Origin of the sequence: Halovivax sp. (genome assembly GCA_007119345.1) — an archaeon.
Taxonomy (GTDB): domain Archaea; phylum Halobacteriota; class Halobacteria; order Halobacteriales; family Natrialbaceae; genus Halovivax.
This window is the reverse complement of record SKPV01000123.1, coordinates 1-22638: the sequence shown is the minus strand read 5'-3', so window position 1 is coordinate 22638 and position 22638 is coordinate 1. Positions and strand designations below refer to the sequence as shown.

General features: G+C 67.8%; 25 protein-coding genes and 1 tRNA gene. 10 read left to right on the top strand and 16 right to left on the bottom strand.

Going from position 1 to position 22638, the window contains the following annotated elements:
* The first annotated feature begins 29 nt into the window (after positions 1 to 29).
* Positions 30 to 722, top strand: a complete 693-nt coding sequence (locus tag QZT59_RS08435) for a class I SAM-dependent methyltransferase (protein ID WP_290814200.1) — start codon at positions 30 to 32, stop codon at positions 720 to 722.
* Positions 723 to 822: 100 nt separating this feature from the next.
* Positions 823 to 893: transfer RNA gene (locus tag QZT59_RS08430), tRNA-Gly, on the top strand.
* Positions 894 to 1087: 194 nt separating this feature from the next.
* Here the strand turns inward: QZT59_RS08430 and QZT59_RS08425 are convergent.
* The 4 genes from QZT59_RS08425 to QZT59_RS08410 form a co-directional block, all read right to left on the bottom strand.
* Positions 1088 to 2155 carry a CARDB domain-containing protein gene (locus QZT59_RS08425; RefSeq protein ID WP_290814197.1) on the bottom strand — a complete coding sequence of 356 codons (1068 nt, stop codon included), beginning with the start codon at positions 2153 to 2155 and terminating at the stop codon, positions 1088 to 1090.
* A 244-nt stretch (positions 2156 to 2399) separates the two neighbouring features.
* Positions 2400 to 2765 carry a hypothetical protein gene (locus QZT59_RS08420; RefSeq protein WP_290814195.1) on the bottom strand — a complete coding sequence of 122 codons (366 nt, stop codon included), beginning with the start codon at positions 2763 to 2765 and terminating at the stop codon, positions 2400 to 2402.
* Positions 2766 to 2900: 135 nt separating this feature from the next.
* Entirely contained in the window at positions 2901 to 3323 is a 423-nt protein-coding gene (locus tag QZT59_RS08415; RefSeq protein WP_290814192.1) for a universal stress protein, read from the bottom strand.
* A gap of 368 nt (positions 3324 to 3691) precedes the next feature.
* Complete coding sequence (locus QZT59_RS08410) at positions 3692 to 3892, bottom strand: hypothetical protein (protein ID WP_290814180.1); 201 nt, start codon at positions 3890 to 3892, stop codon at positions 3692 to 3694.
* Positions 3893 to 4235: 343 nt separating this feature from the next.
* Here QZT59_RS08410 and QZT59_RS08405 point away from each other — a divergent pair, with 343 nt between their 5' ends.
* Positions 4236 to 4970 carry a GNAT family N-acetyltransferase gene (locus tag QZT59_RS08405; protein WP_290814166.1) on the top strand — a complete coding sequence of 245 codons (735 nt, stop codon included), beginning with the start codon at positions 4236 to 4238 and terminating at the stop codon, positions 4968 to 4970.
* An 87-nt stretch (positions 4971 to 5057) separates the two neighbouring features.
* Here the strand turns inward: QZT59_RS08405 and QZT59_RS08400 are convergent, their stop codons facing one another.
* Positions 5058 to 5603 (bottom strand): hypothetical protein, encoded by a 546-nt coding sequence (locus tag QZT59_RS08400; protein ID WP_290814156.1) that lies wholly within the window; start codon positions 5601 to 5603, stop codon positions 5058 to 5060.
* A 326-nt stretch (positions 5604 to 5929) separates the two neighbouring features.
* Here QZT59_RS08400 and QZT59_RS08395 point away from each other — a divergent pair, with 326 nt between their 5' ends.
* A complete protein-coding gene (locus QZT59_RS08395; RefSeq protein WP_290814145.1) occupies positions 5930 to 6478 on the top strand; it encodes a GNAT family N-acetyltransferase in 549 nt (182 codons plus the stop codon).
* A 60-nt stretch (positions 6479 to 6538) separates the two neighbouring features.
* Positions 6539 to 7519 (top strand): flap endonuclease-1, encoded by a 981-nt coding sequence (gene fen, locus QZT59_RS08390; protein ID WP_290814138.1) that lies wholly within the window; start codon positions 6539 to 6541, stop codon positions 7517 to 7519.
* A gap of 24 nt (positions 7520 to 7543) precedes the next feature.
* Here fen and QZT59_RS08385 read toward each other — a convergent pair whose 3' ends face one another.
* Together QZT59_RS08385 and QZT59_RS08380 are read right to left on the bottom strand one after the other, a co-directional pair.
* A complete protein-coding gene (locus QZT59_RS08385) occupies positions 7544 to 8707 on the bottom strand; it encodes an NAD(P)/FAD-dependent oxidoreductase (RefSeq protein ID WP_290814135.1) in 1164 nt (387 codons plus the stop codon).
* Positions 8708 to 8844: 137 nt separating this feature from the next.
* Positions 8845 to 9417 (bottom strand): hypothetical protein, encoded by a 573-nt coding sequence (locus tag QZT59_RS08380; RefSeq protein WP_290814132.1) that lies wholly within the window; start codon positions 9415 to 9417, stop codon positions 8845 to 8847.
* A 218-nt stretch (positions 9418 to 9635) separates the two neighbouring features.
* Between QZT59_RS08380 and QZT59_RS08375 the strand changes: the two genes are divergently transcribed.
* A complete protein-coding gene (locus QZT59_RS08375) occupies positions 9636 to 9998 on the top strand; it encodes a hypothetical protein (protein WP_290814129.1) in 363 nt (120 codons plus the stop codon).
* A 186-nt stretch (positions 9999 to 10184) separates the two neighbouring features.
* On the opposite strand, the gene mvaD is transcribed toward QZT59_RS08375, so the two are convergent.
* On the bottom strand, positions 10185 to 11171 hold the full coding sequence (mvaD, locus tag QZT59_RS08370; RefSeq protein WP_290814126.1) for a phosphomevalonate decarboxylase MvaD: 987 nt from the start codon (positions 11169 to 11171) through the stop codon (positions 10185 to 10187).
* 142 nt (positions 11172 to 11313) lie between these two features.
* Positions 11314 to 11931 carry a hypothetical protein gene (locus QZT59_RS08365; protein ID WP_290814123.1) on the bottom strand — a complete coding sequence of 206 codons (618 nt, stop codon included), beginning with the start codon at positions 11929 to 11931 and terminating at the stop codon, positions 11314 to 11316.
* A 299-nt stretch (positions 11932 to 12230) separates the two neighbouring features.
* Between QZT59_RS08365 and nth the strand changes: the two genes are divergently transcribed.
* A complete protein-coding gene (gene nth / locus QZT59_RS08360; protein WP_290814120.1) occupies positions 12231 to 12917 on the top strand; it encodes an endonuclease III in 687 nt (228 codons plus the stop codon).
* A 103-nt stretch (positions 12918 to 13020) separates the two neighbouring features.
* The gene (locus QZT59_RS08355; RefSeq protein ID WP_290814117.1) at positions 13021 to 13269 is read left to right on the top strand and encodes a hypothetical protein; all 249 of its coding nucleotides are present in this window, start codon (positions 13021 to 13023) and stop codon (positions 13267 to 13269) included.
* 238 nt (positions 13270 to 13507) lie between these two features.
* On the opposite strand, the gene QZT59_RS08350 is transcribed toward QZT59_RS08355, so the two are convergent.
* Positions 13508 to 14254: an NAD(+)/NADH kinase gene (locus QZT59_RS08350; RefSeq protein WP_290814114.1), complete on the bottom strand. Its 747-nt coding sequence runs from the start codon at positions 14252 to 14254 to the stop codon at positions 13508 to 13510.
* Positions 14255 to 14631: 377 nt separating this feature from the next.
* Here QZT59_RS08350 and QZT59_RS08345 point away from each other — a divergent pair, with 377 nt between their 5' ends.
* Entirely contained in the window at positions 14632 to 15696 is a 1065-nt protein-coding gene (locus QZT59_RS08345; protein WP_290814111.1) for a polyprenyl synthetase family protein, read from the top strand.
* Between the two features lie 72 nt (positions 15697 to 15768).
* Positions 15769 to 16044, top strand: coding sequence for a hypothetical protein (locus tag QZT59_RS08340; protein ID WP_290814107.1), 276 nt, complete (start codon positions 15769 to 15771; stop codon positions 16042 to 16044).
* A gap of 58 nt (positions 16045 to 16102) precedes the next feature.
* On the opposite strand, the gene acs is transcribed toward QZT59_RS08340, so the two are convergent.
* The 6 genes from acs to QZT59_RS08310 form a co-directional block, all read right to left on the bottom strand.
* Complete coding sequence (gene acs / locus QZT59_RS08335; protein WP_290814104.1) at positions 16103 to 18094, bottom strand: acetate--CoA ligase; 1992 nt, start codon at positions 18092 to 18094, stop codon at positions 16103 to 16105.
* 87 nt (positions 18095 to 18181) lie between these two features.
* A complete protein-coding gene (locus QZT59_RS08330; protein WP_290814101.1) occupies positions 18182 to 18517 on the bottom strand; it encodes a hypothetical protein in 336 nt (111 codons plus the stop codon).
* Between the two features lie 421 nt (positions 18518 to 18938).
* Entirely contained in the window at positions 18939 to 19436 is a 498-nt protein-coding gene (locus QZT59_RS08325) for an Lrp/AsnC family transcriptional regulator (protein ID WP_290814098.1), read from the bottom strand.
* Between the two features lie 58 nt (positions 19437 to 19494).
* A complete protein-coding gene (locus tag QZT59_RS08320; RefSeq protein ID WP_290814095.1) occupies positions 19495 to 20343 on the bottom strand; it encodes a carbon-nitrogen hydrolase family protein in 849 nt (282 codons plus the stop codon).
* Positions 20340 to 21152, bottom strand: coding sequence for an enoyl-CoA hydratase-related protein (locus tag QZT59_RS08315; RefSeq protein ID WP_290814092.1), 813 nt, complete (start codon positions 21150 to 21152; stop codon positions 20340 to 20342). Before QZT59_RS08315 ends, QZT59_RS08320 begins: the two co-directional genes overlap by 4 nt.
* On the bottom strand, positions 21149 to 22638 hold a 1490-nt coding region (locus QZT59_RS08310), incomplete at its 5' end, for an acetate--CoA ligase family protein (RefSeq protein ID WP_290814089.1). The genes QZT59_RS08310 and QZT59_RS08315, both read right to left, overlap by 4 nt.

Below are 22638 nucleotides of genomic sequence, written 5' to 3'. Positions count from 1 at the left end.
ACCCCGGCGCGGAGCCGCAGGTGAATCGGATGCCGCGACGCGTCGACGTCAGACACACGTACGAACGGATCGGCCCGCACTTCGCCAGGACGCGGGCGTACGCCTGGCCGGAGGTCGAGTCGTTCGTCGCCGACGCGTCCGTGGACTCGCCGGAAGCCGTCGGACTCGACCTCGGTTGTGGTAACTGTCGCCACGCCGAGACGCTCGCGACGCGCGTCGACCGGGTCGTCGGGCTGGACGCCAGTCGCAGCCTCCTCGAGGCGGGACGGACTCGGGCAGGCGACCGCGACTTCGGGGACGCGCTCACGCTCTGTCAGGGGGACGTCTCTACGCTCCCGTTTCGGGCCGACGCGGTCGACCTCGCGGTCTACGTCGCGACGCTGCACCACCTGCCGTCCCGGGACGATCGCCGGGCCAGCCTCGACGAACTCGCCCGCGTCCTCGCGCCGACGGGTCGCGGCCTCGTCAGCGCCTGGAGCACCGCCCACGACCGCTTCGAGGACCACGACGCGACGGCCGCGGAGGGGTTCGACACGACCGTCGAGTGGACGCTCCCCGACGGAGAGACCGTCGACCGCTTCTATCACATCTACGCGCCGGCCGAGTTCGAGGCCGATCTCGAGGCGAGCGGACTCGAGATCGTCGAGTGGGAACTCTCCAGCGGGAACTGCTACGCGACCGTGTCGGGACGGACGGACGTGGGCGCCGAGGCGGGGCGGTAAGTGTCCGTCGCGGCCGGTCGCGCCTCCCGGGAATTCGTCGCCGAGCGTCGGGGTCGAAAAGAGAAGTCACTTAACGGAGCACCTCCAACCGGCGGAGTGCGCGCGGATGGTCTAGTGGCAGGACCTGAGCCTTCCAAGCTCATGGCCCGGGTTCAAATCCCGGTCCGCGCATATTTTCACGCGAGCAGATTCGCGAGCGTGAAATATCGCACACGGGATTTGAATTACGGAAGGGATTTGAATTACGGAAGTCCCACGCTCGCGAGGGAAACGAGCGAGATCGTCTTCCGGTGGTTCACAATCACGGTCCGCACGTCGGGGCTGGGAGCAACACCGCGAACGACGGCGATCGAGGCCCCGGGCGGTCACCGCTCGACTTCTGTCGTCTCACTCGACGAACTGACCGCTACCGCCAGTGCGATGAGTAACGCCGCGATCAGCGTCGCGGTGATGCCGAAACCGGGTAACGTCTCCGCGCCCCCGTCGTCCGTTTCCTCGTCGGGGTCGTCGTCCGATTCGCCTACCGCCAGCGAGCCCGCCTCGACGCCGTCGACGGCGATCTCGCCCTCGGTCGCCTCGAATTCGATCTCGACCGTCCGCCGATCGCCCGGGCCGACCTCCACGGACTGGTTCCAGACGGTCTCGCCGTCGGCGGTGACGGTCAGGGTCCGGTTCGCCGGGCGATCGCCGTCGTTCTCGACGTCCACCCGGACCGTCGCGTCGTACCCGGCGCGGACCCAGTCCGCCGAGAGGGCGGCGTCGAGGAGTTCGACGCTGCCGGGTTCCTCGACGATGAGCGTGCCCGCGGTGGCGCCACTGACGGCGAGTTCGTACTCCCCGGGGTCGTCGAACGACCGCTCGAACGTGACGGTCTCGGTTTCGTTCGCGCCGACGGTGACGTTTCGCGCGTCCTCGACCTCGCCGTCCACTTCGAGCTCGGCCGTCTCCGTCCCCTCGGCGTCGCCTTCGTTCGCGACCGTGGCGGACACCTCGACGGTCCCGTTGCGCTCGATCGTCGGCCCCTCGCTCAGGCTCGCGTCCTCGACGACGAGGTCGGGTTCCGCCTCCTCGACGGTGAGCGTACCGGCTTCCGTGCCGCTCACGCCGATCTCGTACTCGCCGGGGTCGTCGAACGACAGAACGAACCTGACGGTCTCGGTGGCGTTGGCGTCGACGGTGACGTTGCGCTCGGCTTCGACGTCGCCGTCGACTTCCAGCTCGGCCGAGTACGTCCGCTCCTCGTCGTCGTCGTTCGCGACGGTGGCGGACACCTCGACGAATTCGCCCGGTTCGACAACGTCGTCGCTCAGCGTCGCGTCCGTCACGTCGGCGTCGCTCTCGTTCGCGGCGGCGATTCCCGGGTCGCCCGCCGACGCCACGACCAATGCGAAGGCGACGACCAGAAGGATCGCGACGACCGCTTTCACGCGCATATCGACACCTGTTGTGCGTCGTTGAAATTGTTAGGCGGGATGAAATCGGAAGGAGGGAACGAGTAGCGACTCCCTGTTATCCGAACCGGGACGGAACTCGGACTCAATCATCCGAGCCGGGACGGAACTCGGGCTCGATCACCCGAACCGGCGCCAGCTACCGGATATTCGAATCTCGATCGTGTATCGCACCGGGTCCCGGCCTCTCGTCCGTCCGTCGGACCGGACCGGATCGCCGTTCGCGCTATTCGGGGCCGTCGTCGTCCCCGCCGTCGGTTTCGTCCGATTCGGCGTCATCCGACTCCGCGTCGGGATCGTCGAGGTAGATCTGTACCGGTTGCTCACCCGAACGGTCGACGTAGTCGGCCAGCGTCGCGTTTCGTCCGGCGCGATCGTCTGGTTCGGAGGCGACCGCCGCGAACCCGTAGCCGATCGCGTAGCCGGCCGAGGCCCCGATCGCCGCGCCGATTCCTGCGCCGACCGGGCCGCCTCTCGCCCCGACCACCGCGCCGGCGACGCCACCGACGAACGCGAGCCGTTCGGGATCGCGTTCCACGCCACCTGCCGGTTCGACCCGGCCCGTCTCGTCGCCGCGATCGTTGTGTGTCATACGATACCGTTTGTTCCCCGGGGCCTATAGGATGTGCGGGTAGGTGTCGTTCTTCGGGATACCACACGACCACTCTAGCGTAGTTGTCGTCGCCCCCGGGGCGATTCTCGGAGCAGTGGATGGTGCCTCTCGGAGTCAGTAAACCGGGACGACCGTGACGCCGCGCTCGCGCAACTGTTCGACGATCGGCCGCGGCGTGCGTCGGAAGCCGATGCTCCAGGGCGCCTCGCCGTCGACCACGAGGGAGTCGGCGTCGACCGCCTCGACGTAGTCGACGAGTTCGTCGACGGGGCGGCCGACGAGGCCCACCGCCTCGAACTCGTCGAAGGCGGTTACGGCGATCCGCTCCGCCTTTCGCGCGCACAGCTCTTCCATCGTCGTGACGCCGGTCGGGAGTCCGAACGCGTCGGCGACGGCGAGTTCCAGCGCCGCGTACCGTCCGAGCGCCAGCAGGTAGAGGACGTGCACCGTCGCGTCGAGTTCGTCCGCTCGCCGCGCCGCCTCGATGACGACCTCCTCGGCGTTGGTGGTGGCGCTGACCACCGCCACGACGACCATACCGGTCGTACGATTCCGAAGGCCGAAAAGCCGTGCCACCTCGTTCGATTCGGCCGGCGCCTCTCGGCGTCGAACGGCGCCCGCCGACCGTTCGAAAGCCGGGCCGATCGGCGGAACGTGCTCACTCGCGAAAATCGTTCCTCGCCCGGCGTGAGCCGACGCGGCCGCTCGACGGCCCGACATCCGAGCCCGAGAATCGTTCGTCGCGAGTCGTCGAACGTGTCGGGAGTCGGCGGAGCGTGAGTCGGCGACGAGACCGTTCGGTCGGAACGAGCGGTCGCGAGCGCACGCCGTCTATCGTCGGGCGCGGGGAGTTGTGTCGGGCGCGGGGAGTTGTGTCGGGCGCGGGGAGTTACGGGAACCGTCGATCAGGCGTCGTTCATCCGTTGGCTGTCCCGGCGGCCACAGCGCTGACACTCGGTCACGCGGTACGGCTCGCGGGAGAATGCCGCGTTCTCGGATTTTGCACTTTCCGTCCGGAGCTGGACGGACACCTCGTGGAGCGTGTCGAGTTCGCACTCCTCGCAGTGCTCCGTCAGCCCCCCGAACGAGTCGTCAGTGGTAGCCATGCTACAGTTTCGTTTACTTCGAGTATTTATAACCTTTCATTCGATACTTTACTGGCCGAACGAAGTGACTGTTGTAACGGGCGAACGGTCCGTCCTCGCATATCTCGAGGCAGCGATCGACCGATCACCAGACGACGAATGCCGTAGCTGGAGAGACGGGTGCGGACGCAGCGGACCGACCCGATCGATAGCGGAGAGGATTCGACAGACGGTGTGGCCGATTCGCCCGCCGAATGCGCTCGACCCAACTCTCGTGAGGCGTCGGAAACCGTCCGCCCTCGGAGATTGAGGGCTGTGCTAACATTTGACTATGACTATATACGGACTTCTCGTAGCGTCGACTATGCAGGCGATCCGACCGCCCCGGTTCGAGAACGAACGACAGGAACGCCTCTACAACTACGTCGAGCGAAACGGATCCGTCGACCGTCGCGAGCTCGCCGACGTCATCTCGACGGACGAGACGGCGCTCCGAGAGTCGCTGTCGGCCCTGCGCGAGGAGGGGTTGCTCGAGACCCACGACGGACGGGTTCGACTGTCGATCGACATCGGTGACGAGGTCGCCCACGAGGTCGAGGAGTTCGCCTACACGATCCGTCCGGCGAGGCAATCCGACCTCGGCGGATTGGTCGGGACGATGCGGGCGGTGTCGGAGGAAGCCGAGTATCTCGTCGCCGAGACGGTCGTGGACATGCTCGATCACGAGAAGGTGGTCTTCAGAAACAACGACCTGTCGTCGCGGGTCTTCTTCGTCGCCACGGTCGACGACGAGGTGGTCGGCTGGGTTCACCTGGAGTCGCCGAACTTCGCGAAGTTGCGCCACACCGCCGAGTTGACCATGGGCGTCCGCCCCGAGTGCCGCGGACGCGGCATCGGGAGCAACCTGATGGAACGCGGTCTGCACTGGGCCGAGGCGAACGGGTACGAGAAGGTCTATCAGAGCATCCCGGCGACCAACCAGGACGCCATTCGCTTCCTCGAGGACCACCGCTGGGAGACGGAGGCAATCCGCCGGGCCCACTTCAAGATCGACGACCAGTACGTCGCCGAGCAGATGATGGCCGTCATGCTCGGGTGATCGCGGGGGAACCCCGGATTTTCACGACCGTCCGGCGACGGAGGGGCGGCTGGTGGGTCGTCCCGGTCCGGCGGGTGACCGTCGTCGTCACTCGACGAAACGCAGATTGATGGGCCGGTTCGAGACGTCGGCCAGCACGGCGAAGACGAGTCCCAGCACCAGACCGAAGAGCGTGTGTCCGAGGAGGCTCTCGACGGCGATCGCCGGGAAGTCGCCCGCGGCGGCGGTTCCGATGGCGTCGACCCAGACCGGCAGGACGAGCAGCGGGAGTATCGCCCAGACCGCGAGGCCGAAGACGAATCCGGCGGCGACGATCCGGAGCGCCAGGCCGGTCTCGGAGACGGCCTCCGTCTCCACGTCGGTGCGCACGATCCCCAGGACGGCCGGCCGAGTCACCAGGAAGCCGAAGACGACGCCCAGCGCCGCCCCGTGCAGAACGTGGAGACTCATTCCGAGCGCCGTGGACGAGTCGAACCCGTAAATTCCGGGGACCGCCGCCTCCAGCACGCCCGGGTCGAACGCCCACATCAGGAGGCCGAACGCCGCGGCGCCGATCGCGCCCCCGACCGCGCCGCCGATCGCCCAGCCGACGGTGCCGCCGAGACCGAACCCCGGATCCGTTTCGGTACCCATATCGACGGCCCTACCGGAGGCGGAAGGAAAAGCGTTTTACTGGCAGTCGGCAGGTATCTCGGGGCCGAGGTGGGGGAGGGTGTGGCGAGACCGGGGTGAGGGCGGGCGTATCGAGGCCGAGGTGAGGGCGGGTGTGTCGGGGCCGAGATGAGGCAGGATGTGTCGGGGCCGAGGTGAGAGCGGGCGTATCGGGGCTCAGGTGAGGGACGGTGTGTCGAAGTCGAGGTGAGGGCGGGCGTACCGGGGCCGAGGTGAGAGCGGTCGCCGGCGACCTCCCCGAGAGGTGCGACGCCAACCCTTACGACGACCGGCCCGTACGACCCCGCGTGGAGTACGAACTGATCGGCTGGCCGGCAGACGGGCCGACGCTCCGACTGGACCACGAGCGATTCGCCTACGCCGGCAAGTTCGTGATGTCCTCGACCGGGAAGGCCGTCGCGCGCGACGGCGGCGACGTCGTCGCCGCGGTGGCGTTCAACGCCGATCGGACGGACGAGGACGTGCTATGGCTCCGGTACGTGACGGTGAGGGCCGACCGACGCGGCGACGGGCTCGGCCCCCGGCTGTGCGAGCTCGTTCGCGACCGGGCGAGAGAGCGAGGGTACGAGCGCCTCCGCATCGCGGTGAACAACCCCTTCGCCTACGAGGCGCTCCACCGCGTCGGCTTCGGCTTCACCGGCGAGGAGACCGGGATCGCGGAACTCGTCCTCGAGTACCCCGCGCCCGAGGACGCCGACGAGCGCTACGTCGACGGGCTCGATCGCTACGACGATCGCGATCTCACGGCGGACGAACGAGCGTTCGTCGCGGAGCGCCGGGATCGCGGTCCCCCGGATCCGGTCGACGGTCTCGAGACGGGCGACGATGCGGGTTGATACCCGGTCACCGTCTCGGAAGCCAACGATTCAAAACCCGTTGCCCCCAATAGGGCGGTGATGGGAAACGCAGCGCTCAGGGACATCGCCGCAATCGAGGAGATCCCGTTCGACGACCTCGCGGGCTCGGTCGTGGCCGTCGACGCCCACAACTGGCTCTACCGGTACCTGACGACGACGGTGAAGTGGACGAGCGACGACGTCTACACCACCGCGGACGGCACGGAGGTGGCGAACCTGGTCGGCATCGTCCAGGGACTGCCCAAGTTCTTCGAGCACGACGTGACGCCGGTGATGGTCTTCGACGGCGGCCCCTCGGAGCTCAAAGCCGACGAGATCGAGGCCCGTCGCGAGCAGCGGGCGACCTACGAGGAGCAACTCGAAGTCGCCCGGGAGGAGGGCGACGAGGTCGCCATCGCCCAGCTCGAGTCGCGCACGCAGCGGCTGACGCCGACGATCCAGGAGACGAGCCGCGAGCTCCTCCGGCTGCTCGACGTCCCGATCGTCGAGGCGCCCGCCGAGGGCGAGGCGCAGGCCGCGCACATGGTCCGGCGCGGCGACGCCGACTACGTCGGTTCGGAGGACTACGACGCGCTCCTGTTCGGCGCGCCCAGGACGCTCCGCCAGCTGACCAGCAAGGGCGATCCGGAGTTGATGGACCTCGAGGCGACCCTCGCCGAGCACGAGCTCACGCTGGAACAGTTGATCGACGTCGCCATCCTCGTGGGCACGGACTTCAACGAGGGCGTCGACGGCGTCGGCCCGAAGACGGCGCTGAAGCTGATCCGGGAGCACGGCGACCTCTGGAGCGCGCTCGAAGCTCGCGGCGCTCACGTCGAGCACGGCGATCGCGTCCGCCAGCTCTTTCGCGATCCGAACGTCACCGACGAGTACGAGTTCGACGCGGACGTCGTCCCCGACGTCGAGGCGGCGCTCGCATACGTCTGCGAGGAGTGGGAGGTCGCGGACGACGAAGTCGCTCGCGGCTTCGAGCGTATCGAGGAGTCTCTCACCCAGACGGGGCTCGACCGCTGGACCTGAACGAACCAACCCTCCCGGCGCTCCTCATCGGTACGGTCGGTCGACGGCCTCGGCCACCAACTCGGCGTACGTCAACCCGACCGCTTCGCGGTAGCCGCCGATCGAGGAGAGGTAGCCCGCGCCGACGGTCGCTTTCATCGCCTTCGCGGCCCGACCCGTGAGGATCATCGGTCCGACCTTCGCGACGGCGTCGTCGCCGACGCTGACGAGCCAGCCCGGCGACCGAAAGCGAAAGTGCTCCAGGTGCGCCTCGATCTCCTCCGATCCCGGCCGCCCGCGTTCGAGGACCGTCGCGACGTTCTTCGCGACCGTCCGGGCCTCGCGAACCGCCGACTGCGCGCTCGCCGGGACGGTCTCGCCGTCGTCGTCGATCACCCGGGCGGCGTCCCCGCAGACGAACGTTCGCTCGTCGAGCCGGAGGTCGGCGTTCACGGTGGGGCGATCCCCGGCGAGCGCGTCGGATCCGCGGATCCCGCCCGTCCAGACCAGCTGATCGAAGGGGATCGATCCGCCGCCCTCGACGCGGATCGCGCCCTCGTCCGCGCCCGTCACCGTCGTCCCCGTCCGGATCTCGACCCCGAGGCGCTCGAGCGATCGGCGTACGGCGCGCTGGAACCGCGGGGAGAAGCCGGGCGCGACCGCGTCCAGCCTCTCCAGAATCGTCACGGTCGTTCGATCGGCGACGCCCTCCTCGCGTGCGAGTTCGGCGAGTTCGCCGGCCACCTGGACGCCGGAGAGGCCCGCGCCGCCGACGACGATCCGCGGCTCGTCCGTTTCGATCGCGTCGAAGAACTCGCGACGGATCTGCCGTGCGTGAGCCAATCGCTTCAACGGGGTCGCCCGCTCTCGGACGTCCGCGAGACCGTGGAAGGCCGTTTCGGCGCCCAGACAGACGACGGCCACGTCGTAAGAGAGCGTTCCGGACGAGAGGTCGACGGTCCGCGTCTCCCGGTCGATCCCCTCGACGGTCGCCACCTCGACCGTCGCTCGATCGACAACGTCCGTCAACGAGACCGTTATCTCGTTCGCCAGCGCCGGTCGCCGGACGACTCGGTGGAGTTCGTGCTGGACGAGGTGGTCCGGCGACTCGTCGACCAGCGTAATCTCGACGTCCGCGGGCAACCGGCGCTCGAGCAGCCGCGTCAACGTCACCCCGGCGTAACCCGCGCCGAGTACGGCGACGTGCATGGACCCGGATACGGACCGGACGGGTATAGGTGTGGTCCGGCGGGGGATCGGTGCTCGCCGATCTCGTCGCTCGACCCGCCCGGCGGTAGACCGCGACGACCGGGCTTCGAATCGTCGACCGTCCGCGTCCGAGCGCGTCACTTGAAAACTGTGAACTTGTCCTTCTTGCGCTCGTCGAGCTCGTCCACCTCCGCCCGGAGTTCCGCCACCTCGGCCTCCAGTGAACTCACCACGCTCACCAGCTGCTCTCCGTCCGTCGCCTCGGACCATTCGACCGGGGTGCCGACGCGTGCGTTCAGCGCCGCGTTGACGTTCTCGATACACTCCTCGAGCTCGGAGATCTCCTCGGCGAGGTCGTCGACGCGGTCGTGGAGGTGGTTGACCTGCGTGCTGAGCTGTTCTACGTCGCTCGTCACCGGGGCGTTGTAGCGTTCGAACAGCCCGGATTCGACGTGCGATCTAGCCGTCGGCGTGAGTACGTGAACTTTCGGCGGCGTCCGAGATCCGTTCGAATCGCCCGTTCGAACCGAGATCAGCCCGTAATCGTCGAGTTTGTTTCGCCGATACGCGACCTGGCTGTTGGTCAATCCGGTCACGTTCCGAATTTCCGACGTCGTAGCCGCGTCGTCGTGCTCGGCGATCGCCCGGAGCATGTCGATACTCTTCGCGTCGAGGTCCTCGAGCACCTGTTGTAGGGTCGTGATGGGCAACCAACTCCACCGACTGATTGTCTCGAAACCCTATAGAACTACTGGAATTTGCAGCATACACGCTACCCCCCCTGCAAACGCCCTATAGAGCGGCATTTATTGTTGGATTGATTGTATGTATGCACAACTATCAGTAAAACCGTTCGTCTCGGCGTGGACGATACTGCCGATATATCAGTCGAGTGTTCGTCGGTGTGAACTGCCCCAAAGGTCAGACGATGTCGAACGAATACACAACATCCAGGTGCTTTGCATTGCTCGCGAATCAACGACGTCGGTACGCTCTCCAGACGCTGGCGAAGTGCGAGGCGACCGTTCAGATCGAGGAGTTGGTCGAGCGGACCGCGAAACGGGAGTTCGAGCGGCCGTCGGCCGAGGAGTTGCGCGCCCTTCGGATCGCCCTCGTTCACAATCACCTCCCGCGACTGGAAGAGGCCGGGATCGTGACCTACGACGCGACGAACGGGATCGTGCGCCTGCTCCCGCGCGCGGACACCCTCGTCAGCGCGCTCGGCCGGTCGACCGACGGAGACTCCACGCTTCCCGTTCAGGAGCTCTCCGATACCCGTTTTTCGGCTTAAGAACGAGCGGTGACCGGTGAACCGCGGGCGGTTTCTGACACCGTGGACCGACCAGCGTCGATGGCGGGCGCCGTTCGATGGAGAGTGCCGAGCAGGAGCGTCTCGATCGTCGTTAAGGACGGGCTCTGCGAGACGAGCCGGCGAAGCTGACACCGTTTCGGGAGGTTTCGGCGGAAACGGTCCGCGCTAGAACAGGTGGTCGTCCTCGTCCTCGAGCAGGCGGGCGGGACCGCCGACGCTCCAGGTGGTCGTCGAGACGCCGGTCTCGGCGATGGCCTCCTCGACGGTTTCGGCGTGCTCCTCGGTGGTGTTGACGTAGACGCTGGCGCCGGTGTCCGTCGAGAAGTACGCCGGGATGTCCTCCTCCTCGCGGAGTTCGCGCACGGTGTTGAAGACGGCGAGGGTGGCGGGCTGCCAGTAGACCCAGCCCGCGGGACCGGTCATCGTGGTCGCGGCGAGGCTGAGGGAGTCACGTTCGGCCAGCTCGAACGTCCGGTCGAACTCGTCGTTCCTGAGGGCGTCGCGCATCTCGGCGAGCTGGTCGTGGACGTGCGCGCGGCGGGCCTCGAACATGTGACTGTCGGCGGCCTCCGCGTGTGCGTCGTCGGTGTTCTTGTGGTAGGGGACGAGGGCGACGACGATCTTCAGGTCCTCGTGCAGCGACGTCGGGATGCGTCGGGATCGGCAGTCGTCGTCGTTGAGGCCGTCGTGGAGCTGGGAGAAGGCGCCGGTGACCGAGCGAGCGGCGGAGGCGGAGCCGACGCGGGCGATGGTCGACACCTCGGCGGGGGAGGCGTCGAGTTCGGCGGCCTCGGCCAGCGCGGTCGCGGCCGCGGCGAAGCCGGAAGACGACGAGCCCAGCCCGACGTTCGAGGGGAAGCTGTTCTCGCTCTCGATCCGACAGGGGTAGACCGTGTGGGCGGCGTCCGACATCCCGCGGGCCTTCTCGACGACGCGTTCGAGTCGATCGAACGCCGACCCGTCGAGTTCCTCGCCGTCGACCACGTAGACGTCCTCGTCGTGGTCCATGGAGAACTCCACCGTCGTGCGGGTGTGGCTCGGTGCCGTGCAGACGCTGATACTATCGTGGTAGGGGAGACGTTCCAGGTCGTCGCGCAGCCCGTGGTACTTCACGAGCCCCTGAATCGGGTGGGCCATCGCCGTCGCTTTCATACCCCCACAGGTGCGCGTTGCCCGCATAAAGGTCACGGCTCGACGGAACGCCGCCGGTCGATTGCCGTCGGCGACCAGGGTCCGCGATCGCTCGGTCTGCGTGGACGACGGATCGGCTGGCGACCCGACGGATCCCGCTAACCTACCGGTCGGCCCGCTCGGTTATCGACTGCCGGAGGAACTCCTGAAACCGCTCGACGTCCTCGAGGTCTCGCTCCAGGGTCGTGACGGCTTCGACGGTCGACGACCTGAGGGACTCGATCTCGTCCGATACCTCCGTCTCGGCGCGATGGATCTCCGTTTCGAGTTCCGACTCCACCCTCGCGGTCTCCCTGGCCGCGCGTTTGCCGACCGTCTCGAGGCCCGACTCGATCCGTCCGCAGCGCCGATCGACGCGCGCGTCGAGCGACGAGAGCCGGTCCTCGACCGCGTTCAGCGACGTCTCCAGCCGGTCGATTCTTTCCGCCAGGATCTCGACGTCGGTCCCGCCAGCCGTCGCGGACCCGGCGTCCTCGACGCCGTCGCGGAGGTCGTCGATCTCGCCTTCGAGCGCTCGGACTCGGTCGGCGACCTCCACGACGTCCGTTTCGGCGGCTCCGGTTCGTCGCTCGTCCACCGAATCCTCGACGTCGAGCGCGCGTCGCAACGCGGCGGTCCGCGCCCCGCCCTGATCCGCCTTCAATACGGCCAGCAGCGCTTCGAGGACCGCGTCACCGGTCACGTCGCGGTCGTCGGTCGTGGTGTGAATCGATCGGGTCATGGTTTCGAGGTCCGACCGCGTCTTCGCGCCAGCGTCGCGCGCGGACGCGGCCGGTTTCTGGGTTGGTTTGAGGTAACGCCGAACACGTATAATCCTATCTTATAGCCGCTGATAGTTACGTCGGCTTCAGCCGGCACCAAAACTGTGGGGCGCGGTCCCGGGCCTCGCCGTCGGCGCGATCGGCCGCGGGCTGGGGTTCGGACGCGGGCCCGGGGGCCTCGGAACCGGCGTCGATCGCCGGGGCGACCGCCGGCGCCAATCGAACCCCTCAAATGGGTCGTGCCGAAAGGCTCGAGTCGATGGGAAACCCGCACGACGATCGCACGGAGCAGGCGGCCGCGGTGGTCGAACGCCTGGAAGAGGAGTACCCGGACTCGACGATCTCGCTGCGGTACTCGAACCGACTCGAACTGTTGATCGCGGTGATCCTCTCGGCGCAGTGCACCGACGAGCGGGTCAATACGGAGACCGCACAGCTCTTCGAGACCTACGAGTCCGCAGCGGACTACGCGAACGCTCCCCAGGAGGAGCTGGCGAAGGCGCTCTCGTCGATCAACTTCTACAACAACAAGGCGGGCTACATTCGGGAAGCCTGCGTAATTATCGTTGAGGAACACGACGGCGAGGTGCCGGACACGATGGCGGAGCTGACCGACCTCCCGGGCGTGGGCCGGAAGACGGCCAACGTCGTGCTCCAGCACGGTCACGACGTCGTCGAGGGGATCGTGGTGGACACGCACGTGCAGCGGCTCTCGCGTCGATTGGGGTTGACCGAGGAGGAGCGCCCCGAGGCGATCGAGCGCGACCTGGTCGAGATCGTGCCCGAGCGCCACTGGGTTCAGTTCACGCACCTCCTGATCGACCACGGTCGTGCGGTCTGTTCGGCCCGAAACCCCGACTGCGAGTCCTGCGTGCTGGCGGACCGCTGCCCGTCCGAGCGGGGTGACAGCGAGGTCGACCTCGCCTCCGGCGAGCCCTGGAAGTGATCGCGTCGGCCGCTTCGCCGCCCGAACGCCGTCGGACACGGCCGGGGGAAACGCAAGCCCAAGCCCTTTTCTCGTGACCGCGATAGCGCCCCCGGTGATCGCGATGGTGAACGAAAAGGACGAACACGGACTCGACGGGCACCCGGCCGAGGCGGCCGAATCGCCCGAAGACGACGAAGACGACCCCGAGGAGGATCCGGAGCTGCGCGACGCCCAGCAGGAGGCCAAAGAGGCTCAACAGGAGGAAGACCGACGTCAGGACATCGAGAACGCCTCCCAGGACCGGGAGACGGACGCGCTGGAGCACGCGAATCCGAACTATCACCGGGACGAGCCACCCGAGGACAGTTGAGGAACCCGCCGAGCCTCCGTCGCGTCCCACGATCCGACCCGTAGCCGCGCCGACCCCGATCATTTTCCGCCGACGAGGCGTGCGAGCGTCGCCGTGTGACGTCGGGCGAATCGGGAACTCCGGCTTCGCTGAAGGCCGTCGGATAGAACCGAGCTCGCCGGTTTCGCCGAGTCTCGTCGGACAGACCGGAGCGCCCGTTTCGATACGCGTCGGCGACGGAACCGGAGCGCCGGCTCGCCTACCCGTCGACGCACAGGAGCGTAAGGCTCGGTCCGGCATCGATCGTGACCCGCTGGCCCGCGTCGATCGATTCGCGGACTCGCCCGTCGACCTGTAGCGAGACGGCGCTCTCGTCGCGTTCGACGGTAACCGTCAGATCGTCGGGGGCGACCACCCACCGTTCCCGGTCGGTCACGAACGGCGAGATCGGGACGACGGCGACCGCCTCGACCGACGCGCCGAGCGTCGGGCCGCCGACGGTGCGGGCGTAGCCGCGGCTGCCCGCCGGCGTCGCGACAACCACGCCGTCGGCGCGCACGTTCGCCAGTCGTTCGTTCGCGGCCCGCACGTCGAACGCCGAGATCTTCCCGGGCTCGGCCGTGACGAGCGCCACGTCGAAGACGGCCCGCATCGCGGTCCCGTCGACGACCACCGTCAGCGTGGCCGCCTCGCGCTCCGACCCGCCCTTCCGGAGCAGCGTCACGAGGGTGTCCGCCGCGCGCGCTCGAGGCGTCGACGAGACGCCGCGCTCGCAGTCGACGGCGAGGATGGGTACGTCGACGCTCCGGCGCGCGACGGCCGCGAGCGCCTTGTCGCCGACGGTGACCGCGAGGACCGGCTCCCGATCGAGGACGTCGTCGGGCCCGCCGGCGTGCAATGCGACGCCCTCGGCGTCGGCGACGCGGCGCAGCCCGTCCATCGACGGCGGGTCCTCGCCCACGAGGCCGACGACCGCGTCGTCGCACTCTGACGCGACGGGATCCATGGATCCCGGTTCCCTCGCTCGAACCAAAAGGGTGCCGGGGGACGGGGCCGATCGCCGACGTCCTCGTCCTCGAGCGTCGATCGAACCGTGGGGCCGGCCGGAGGCGGATCGAACCGTGGGGCCGGCCGGAGACGGATCGCTCGCCGCGTCGGGATCGCCGCGAGCGCCGGGACCAGCGCGTGTCAGCTTGTGGGAGCGCCCACGACGACTCGATGTGCCGTCCTCGATCGGCGGGGATCGCTCGTCGTCCGTCCTCGATCGGCGGCGACGGACCGTCTTCCCGTCCGCGATCGCCGCCCGCCGCTCACCGTGCGGTCGTCGACCGGCTGCGGGACGGGAACTGAATCTTTTTCACCCCGCTCTGTGACCCATCCTGTATGCGGGAGACGCTTGCGGAGTGGCGGCCGGCCGTCGACGCGGCGATCGCCGACGTCCTCCCACGAGAGATCGACGCCGACTACCTCCGGTCGTACTTCGGCGACCCCACCTACGAGTACGACCCGGAGGGGATCCAGCGGGCGCTCTCGGATCCGATCTGGGCCCTGCTGGACCGCGGGGGAAAGCGCTGGCGGGCGGTCCTGTTTTTGGTGTTCGTGGAAGCCTTCGGCGAGGATCCGGAGGCCTACCTCCCGTACGCGACGATCCCGGAGATCCTGCACAACGGGACCATCATCGTCGACGACGTCGAGGACGAGGCCGAGAAGCGCCGCGGCGAGCCCGCGTTGCACCACGTATACGGCCAGGACGTCGCGCTCAACGCCGGCAACGCGATGTACTTCCTGCCGCTGAAGATCATCACCCACGATCCGGGGAACCTGCCCGCGGAGCGTCGGCTCGCGGCCTACGAGATGCTGATGCACGAACTCAACCGGACCCACCTCGGGCAGGGCATGGACATCTGCTGGCACAACGAAACCGAGACGCGCGTCACCCCCGAGCAGTACCTCGAGATGTGCGCCTGCAAGACGGGCTGTCTCGGCCGCATCGTCGCCCGGCTCGCCGCGATCGTCACCGACCAGCCGGACGACATCGAACACCACGCCGCCGAGTACGCCGAGACCGTCGCGGTCGCCTTCCAGATCGGCGACGACGTCCTCGACGTCGAGCACTCCCTGGGCCGGGCCGGCGACTTCGGCAAGGCCTTCGGCAACGACATCCGCGAGGGCAAGCGAACGCTGCTCGTCCTGCGGGCCATCGAGGAGAGCGACCCCGAGGACGCCCGCCGACTGGAGGAGATCGTCGCCGCCGACGAGAACACCGACGAGGAGATCCGCGAGGCGCTGACGATCATCGAGGAGTCGGGCAGCATCGAGTACGCCCGCGAGCGGGCCCTGGAGATGGCCGATCGGGCGCGCGAACACGTCGACGAGATGGACCTCCCCGACGAACAGGTCGAGAAGCTGGGTTCGTTCGCCGATTTCGTCGTCGAGCGGGACGTCTGAGGACCGCGAGCGGACCGACCGTCAGCCGCCGAATCGAAACGGTATAATTCCAACCCGGTAAATCCGTAATCGATGTCGGCCGACGGCGAATCCGGCGAGCGGACTGTCGCGGAGTTGAACCGCGCGGAGTTCTACGAGGTCGTCCGCGCCGCCGTCACGGACGCGATCGTCGTCGTTCTCATCACCGTCGCGATCCTCGCGATCGCGCTGTTCTTCGTGCTGGGCGGACTGTCGAACCTTCCCGCCGCCTCACGGCCGTTCGAATACGCGGGCATCGCCGCTCTCCTCGCGTTCGGTTCGTTCCTGGCGGCCGGCGGACTGGGCTACGTCTCGCTCTGTCGCGACTGATATCGTCGATCGGGAGGCGTCGGGGCCGACGGTTGCGCGTCGGCGGCGCCGCCCGCGGTCAGTCCCCGCCCACCCGATCCACGATGTCGTCGACGACGTCCGGGTTCCGCAGCGTCGACGTATCGCCCAGCTCGTTCCCGGAGGCGATGTCTTCGAGCAGGCGGCGCATGATCTTCCCCGAGCGGGTCTTGGGGAGTTCGGGCGTGAAGATCACTTCCTCCGGGCGGGCGATCGGCCCGATGGCGTCCTCGACGCCCGCGACGATGCGCTCGCGCATCCCGTCGGTCGGCTCCTGGCCGTCCTCCAGGATCGCGTAGGCGTAGACGGCCTCGCCCTTGACCTCGTGGTCGCCGCCGACGACGGCGGCCTCGGCGACCCCTTCGGTGCCGACGATCGCGCTCTCGATCTCCATCGTTCCGAGGCGGTGGCCCGAGACGTTGATGACGTCGTCGACCCGGCCGAGGATGGTGATGTAGCCATCCCCGTCGAGCTTGGCGCCGTCCTCGGGGAAGTAGACCCAGTCGTCGGGATCGTCGCTGTTCGTATCGGAGTACTCCGCCCAGTACTCCGAAATGAACCGCTCGTCGTTCCGGTAGAGGGTCCGAAGCATCCCGGGCCAGGGGCGCTGGACGGTGAGGTAGCCGGCCTCGCCGGCGACGATCTCCTCGCCCTCGACGTCGACGACCGTGGCGTCGATCCCGGGTAACGGCGGGCCCGCCGAGCCGGGTTTCATCGTGTTGATTCCCGGAAGCGTGGTGATCATCATGCCGCCGGTCTCCGTCTGCCACCAGGTGTCGACGATCGGGCATTCCTCGCCGCCGATGTGTTTGTAGTACCACTTCCAGGCTCGCGGGTTGATCGGCTCGCCGACCGTGCCGAGCAGCCGCAAGCTGGAGAGGTCGTGGCGCTGCGGGTACTCCTCGCCCCACTTCATGAACGCCCGGATCGCCGTCGGCGCGGTGTAGAAGATATCGACGTCGTTCGTCTCGACCAGTTCCCAGAGGCGATCGCGCTCCGGATAGTCGGGCGTCCCCTCGTACATCACGGTCGTCGTCCCGAGCGCGAGCGGCCCGTAGACGATGTAGGAGTGACCCGTGATCCAGCCGATGTCCGCCGCGCACCAGTAGGTGTCCTCGGGTTTCACGTCCAGCACGGCGTGACTGGTCCAGGCGGCGTAGGCGAGGTAGCCCCCGGTCGTGTGCTTGACGCCCTTGGGCTGGCCGGTGGTGCCGGAGGTGTACATGAGAAACAGCATGTCCTCGGCGTCCCGCGAAACCGGTTCGACTGAGGCGCCGGCGTGTTCGTCGACGAGTTCGTCGTAATCGTGAGCGGAGGCACCGAGGAAGTGGTTCAGCTCGTCGCCCAGCCGATCGACGACCACCGTCTCGACCTCGTGGTCGACGCCCCGGAGGCCCTTGTCGGCCTTCTCCTTGTGGTTCAGCGCTTCGCCGCGACGGTAGTAGCCGTCGCAGGTGACGAGGTACTCGCTGTCGGCCGAGTTCATCCGCGTCGCCAGCGCGTCGGCCGAGAAACCGGCGAAGACGACGCTGTGGGGCGCGCCGATGCGCGCGCAGGCGAGCATCGCGATCGGCAGCTCCGGGATCATCGGCAGGTAGAGCGTCACCACGTCGTCCTCCTCGACGCCCAGCTCGCCGAGCGCGGCCGCGAACGACTCGACCTCGGTCAGCAGGTCCCCGTAGGTGTAGGTGCGCGTCTCGCCCGGCTCGCCCTCCCACTTGATCGCCGCGCGGTTTTTGGCGCCGTTCTCGACGTGGCGATCCAGACAGTTGGCCGACGCGTTCAGCTTCCCGTCGACGAACCACTCGAAGAACGGCGGATTCGAGTCGTCGAGGACTTCGCCGTAGGGTGCGTCCCACTCCAGCAGGTCCGCGGCCCGCTCCCAGCAGTCGGGCCAGTTCTCCGCGAACGCCTCGTAGATCCCCTCGTCGGCGACGTTCGCCTGCTCGACGAACGATTCGGGCGGTTCGAACGAGTCCTGTTCCTCGAGTCGCGCCTCGAGTTCCACCGCGGGCTCGTCATCTTCTGTCATGGTCATCGAAACCAACCAGATAGAACCGGATAAACGTTCCTCCGGTCGCCGTCGATTTCGGACTCGGACACCCGGTCCCCGCGCTGGTCACCGGCCGGCGAGCGCGACGGGCCGGGCCGATCCCCGTATCAGCTGTTCGCCGTCGTACGAGCCGAAACACCGAACGTCGCGGAAACCGGCGTCCGCGAGGGGCCCGACCGACTCGACGGGCGCGTACGCCCTGAGGTCGAGCTCGTACGTGCCGACGATGGTGTTCTCGTCCCCGTCCAGCAGCCATCGTGTCGAACGCATCCGTGAGGTCTCGGGCTCGCTCTCCCGGCCCTCGACGGCGACGAGTCCGTCAGCCGTTTCGTTCAGCGCGACGGGCTGGAAGTCGCCGAGCACGCCCTCCTCGTTCGCCAGCTCGATCGGCCAGGATGCCACCCGGGGCGACTCGATCGTGCAGGCCCGCGAGCGTCCGTCGATCGTCGGCTTCGTCGTCGTAGCCCGGCGACGTCCAGCGGTTGACCGCCAGCCCGTAGTCGCCGTCCGATTCGTCGACGACCGAGCCGCCGTCCGCGGCGTCCCGTAACTGTTCGCACTCCCGGACGAACACTCCGGCGACTCCTCGAAGCGCTCTCGCGTCCGGACGGTCGTGGTCCGGGAATAGTCGCGTGTGGAACGGTGCGTGCGTTCCCGCGGTGACCCGGACCATCCGCTCTCGAACCCCGTCTCCCGCACTCGATCGATTCGGTTCCGTCGCGTCGACGGGCGACCTCGTGAACGTATGCGATCCCGACGGCGTGGACCGCGACGCCGTCCGTGCAGCCGATAGAACGCGCTCGGGGCGTCCGCGACGGTTCGATCAGGCGTTAAATAGCTTCTCGAGGTCGTCGTCGTCGTAGTTGGTGAGCAGCCGCGGCTCTTCTTTGAACGTTCGGAGCACGATGTGAGTCGCTGAGTTCTCGACGCCCTCGGTTTCGATGATCTCCTCGATGAGCGACTGGAGGTGATCGTGATCGCGGACGTGCGAGATGACGTAAAAGGACATCTCCCCGATCATCGAGTAGACCTGTTGGACGCCGGATAACTCGGCCAGTCGCTCGCCCACCTCCTTCGCTTCGGGTCCGTAAACGGTCTTTATTTCGGATATGGCCGTCATGCTCAGGCCGAGCTCGTGACGGTTGAGGTGGGCGATATCACCGTTCAGGAGTCCCTCCTCTCGGTACTTCTCGATGCGATAGTAGACCGTCGATTTGCTCACGCCGAGCTCCGCCGCGAGTTCGTCGGCGTCGATGTCGCCGTTCTCGTCTAGCTCTTTGAGCAACCGGAAGTCGGTTTCGTCGAGTGTGGTTTCGCCCATCGTTACTCTGTTGGACATGGTGGGTTAAGGATTACCGCCATCGATGCGCGTGCGACCTTCATCGACGATTCCCGGGCGGTGGCGTCGAATCGTCGGGCGTAATGGCGACCCGGCGCGCGCTGGGCGATTCCGGGCGGCGATCACGACGCATCGGGTTGCGCTCTCGCTCCCGAGACAAGGCCGCCTTTGAGAGGTGCGCCGAGAGGACGTCCTCATCGGCACCGAGTCTGTCGAGAACCGATCCGTCGGGGTCGTACGCCGTGGACCGGCCGTAGAACTCGAGGTCTCCTTCGGTCCCGGCGCGGTTACACCCGAGGACGTACGCGCCGTTCTCGATCGCGCGAGCGGGGAGCAGTCGATCCCAATCGCCTGCCATCGGCGCCGACCACGCCGAGACGTTGACCACGGCGTCGACGCCCGCCCGGGCGAACGCCGCGCTCACCTCGGGAAAGTTCAGATCGTAACAGATCTGGAGGCCGAACGTCCATCCCTCGCAAGAGACGACGAGCGGTCGGTCACCGCTACCGAAGGCCGATCGCTCGTCGCCCCAGGGTTGGTACTTGTCGTAGCGGGCGCGTACCGTCCCCGTACGGTCGATCCAGACGGCGCTGTTCGTGACGTCGTCACCGCTATCGTCGGCCCGGACGGCCATTCCGACCAGCACGTGGACCTCCGCCTCGGCCGCGGCCGCACCGATGGCCCGCGTGGTCGGACCCGGGATCGACTCCGCGCAGGCCTCGATCTGATCGAAGATCGAATAGCCCGTCGTCGCGAGCTCCGGGAAAACGATCAGATCCGCGGTTCCCCCGACCGATCGGACCCGGTCGCACAATCGCTCGAGCGTGCCGTCGTCCGCCGGGCCGAGCGTCGGGTCGAACTGCACGAGCGCGACGCGTTCGACGGTCATCGGCCCGTGAACTCCGGCTCGCGCTTTTCGGAGAAGGCGGCCACGGCCTCGGCGTGATCGTCGGTCTGTGCGCAGATCCGTTGGGCGCGAGTGGCGTGGTCGAACGCGGTTTCGAGGTCGACCGCGAGGCTCTCGTTGATCAACGCCTTGTCGAGTCCGAGGGCGATCGGCGGCCGGTCGGCGAGGTCGGCGGCGAACGATTCGGCCCGCGCGAGCAGTTCGCCGGGGAGGACGCATTCGCGCGCGAGGTCCCACTCGACGATCTCCTCGCCCTCGAGGCGACGACCCGTGAAGATCAGCTCCTTCGCTCGGGCCTCCCCGATCAGACGCGGGAGGAGGTACGCGCCGCCGTCCCCGGGGACGAATCCGACGTCGACGAACGTCTCGCCGAGGACCGCGTCTTCGGAAACGATCCGGAAGTCACAGGCGAGCGCGGTGTCGCAGCCGGCGCCGAGCGCGTACCCGTTTACCGCACAGACGACGGGCGTCTCGATCGATCGCAGGGTCCGAACGACGTTCTGGAACAGGCCGAGTCCCGCCTCGTACTCGGCGAAGTCCATCTCCGGCGTCAACGGCATGTTCGTCAGGTCGACCCCGCTGCAGAACGCCCGCTCGCCTTCGCCGGTGAGGACGATCGCGCGAACGGCCTCCTCCTCGGCCAGCGTTTCCAGGGCATCGACGACCGACCGAAGCAGGGTCTCGTCGTAGGCGTTGAGCGCGTCCGGACGATCGAGGGTGACGCGTGCGACGTGCTCGCGCGGACGCGAAACCCGAACGGTCTCGTCGCTGTCGGTCTCGTCGGTGCTCATTCGTCACTCCCTCCGAGTACCGTTTCGGGACGTGGAGAGACCGGACGATCGTCCTCGAGCACGATGCTCGCGTCGAGTACGTCGGCTCCGTCCTCGCGACCGAGAACCGGATTCAGGTCGACTTCGACGATCTCGGGGTGGTCGACCATCAGCTCCGAAACCGCCAGCAGGATCTCGACCAGCGTCTCCCGATCGACCGGCGGACCGCCGCGGGCGCCGTCGAGAACCTCGCTGGCATCGATCTCGGCGAGCATCTCACGGGCCTCGTGTGCGGTGAGCGGCGCCGCGCGGAACGAGACGTCTTCGAACACCTCGACGAACGTTCCGCCGAGACCGAACATGACGACGGGACCGAACTGCTCGTCTCGGGTCGCCCCGACGATCACCTCCACTCCATCGGTTCGCATCGGCGAAACCAGCACGCCGTCGACCCTCGCGTTCGGGTCGTACGCTCGCGCGTTCGACGCGAGCCGTTCGTAGGTCGTCGAGACGTCCGTTTCGGCGACGTCCAGCGCGACGCCGTCCGCCTCGGTCTTGTGGACGATCTCCGGAGAGACGACCTTCATCGCGACGGGGCCGTCGAACGAGGCGGCGGCGACCTCGGCGTCGGCGGGGTCCTCGGCGAGCACGTACGGCGTCACGGGAACGTCGTACCGGGCGAGGACTTCTTTGGCCTCGTACTCGCTGAGCGCACCGTCGGCGGCGACGTCGTGCAGGGAAGCCGATCGTGAGGCGGACGAATCGAGTTCGAACGTGCCCTTCCGTCCAGCCGTCGCCAGGTGCGCTCCGTAGCTCGATAGGGCGTGGAGGCAGGCGGCGGCGACGTCGAGCGATTCGTCGACCGGAATCCCGCCGTTTCGCAGGATCGTGTGCGCTTCCGGGTCCAGGCTCTCGTACGCGCTCTGGACGATCAGGGGGATGTCGCCGGCTTCGGCGAGGGCGACGAGTTCGCCGGCGGCCGCCTCCTCGACCGCCGCGAGATCGTTCGTGAACCGCTCGCCGTACCCCCCGAAGAGGCCGGTCACGAGGAGGGCGTCGATGGCCGGATCCTCAGAGAGCGCCTCGGCACAGTCGACGAAGACGGACGGATCGTCGTCGGTCCCGCCGGCGACGTCGACCGGATTTCTGACGCTGGCGGCGTCGGGGAGAACCTCCCGAAGTCGCTCCTGGGTATCCTCGGACAGTTCGGGGACCGAGAGGCCGCGCTCGACGAGCGCATCGGCCGCCAGCGTCGCGTGCCCGCCGCCGTCGGCGAGCACCCCGACGTTCGGACCGGCCATCGCGGGCTGGGAGGCGAGCGCGTTGGCACACGCCAGCAGCTCGTCGGAGCGTTCGACGCTGACGACGCCCGCCTGCCGGAAGACGCCGTCGGCAACCGCGGCGTCCCCGGCCAGGGAACCGGTGTGGGAGCTAGCGGATCGCTTCCCGACCGCGGATCGACCGCTCTTGCAAACGACGATCGGCGTTTCGGCCACGGTCTCTCGGG

Coding starts and splice junctions, on each gene's coding strand:
- fen (WP_290814138.1), top strand. CDS start 6,539: ATGGGAAACGCAGCGCTCAGGGACATCGCCGCAATCGAGGAGATCCCG.
- QZT59_RS08410 (WP_290814180.1), bottom strand. CDS start 3,892: ATGGCTACCACTGACGACTCGTTCGGGGGGCTGACGGAGCACTGCGAG.
- QZT59_RS08405 (WP_290814166.1), top strand. CDS start 4,236: ATGCAGGCGATCCGACCGCCCCGGTTCGAGAACGAACGACAGGAACGC.
- QZT59_RS08350 (WP_290814114.1), bottom strand. CDS start 14,254: ATGGATCCCGTCGCGTCAGAGTGCGACGACGCGGTCGTCGGCCTCGTG.
- mvaD (WP_290814126.1), bottom strand. CDS start 11,171: ATGAAAGCGACGGCGATGGCCCACCCGATTCAGGGGCTCGTGAAGTAC.
- QZT59_RS08320 (WP_290814095.1), bottom strand. CDS start 20,343: ATGACCGTCGAACGCGTCGCGCTCGTGCAGTTCGACCCGACGCTCGGC.
- QZT59_RS08415 (WP_290814192.1), bottom strand. CDS start 3,323: ATGGTCGTCGTGGCGGTGGTCAGCGCCACCACCAACGCCGAGGAGGTC.
- QZT59_RS08420 (WP_290814195.1), bottom strand. CDS start 2,765: ATGACACACAACGATCGCGGCGACGAGACGGGCCGGGTCGAACCGGCA.
- QZT59_RS08365 (WP_290814123.1), bottom strand. CDS start 11,931: ATGACCCGATCGATTCACACCACGACCGACGACCGCGACGTGACCGGT.
- QZT59_RS08325 (WP_290814098.1), bottom strand. CDS start 19,436: ATGGGCGAAACCACACTCGACGAAACCGACTTCCGGTTGCTCAAAGAG.
- QZT59_RS08385 (WP_290814135.1), bottom strand. CDS start 8,707: ATGCACGTCGCCGTACTCGGCGCGGGTTACGCCGGGGTGACGTTGACG.
- nth (WP_290814120.1), top strand. CDS start 12,231: ATGGGAAACCCGCACGACGATCGCACGGAGCAGGCGGCCGCGGTGGTC.
- QZT59_RS08340 (WP_290814107.1), top strand. CDS start 15,769: ATGTCGGCCGACGGCGAATCCGGCGAGCGGACTGTCGCGGAGTTGAAC.
- QZT59_RS08355 (WP_290814117.1), top strand. CDS start 13,021: ATGGTGAACGAAAAGGACGAACACGGACTCGACGGGCACCCGGCCGAG.
- QZT59_RS08345 (WP_290814111.1), top strand. CDS start 14,632: ATGCGGGAGACGCTTGCGGAGTGGCGGCCGGCCGTCGACGCGGCGATC.
- QZT59_RS08435 (WP_290814200.1), top strand. CDS start 30: ATGCCGCGACGCGTCGACGTCAGACACACGTACGAACGGATCGGCCCG.
- QZT59_RS08315 (WP_290814092.1), bottom strand. CDS start 21,152: ATGAGCACCGACGAGACCGACAGCGACGAGACCGTTCGGGTTTCGCGT.
- QZT59_RS08400 (WP_290814156.1), bottom strand. CDS start 5,603: ATGGGTACCGAAACGGATCCGGGGTTCGGTCTCGGCGGCACCGTCGGC.
- QZT59_RS08425 (WP_290814197.1), bottom strand. CDS start 2,155: ATGCGCGTGAAAGCGGTCGTCGCGATCCTTCTGGTCGTCGCCTTCGCA.
- acs (WP_290814104.1), bottom strand. CDS start 18,094: ATGACAGAAGATGACGAGCCCGCGGTGGAACTCGAGGCGCGACTCGAG.
- QZT59_RS08375 (WP_290814129.1), top strand. CDS start 9,636: ATGTCGAACGAATACACAACATCCAGGTGCTTTGCATTGCTCGCGAAT.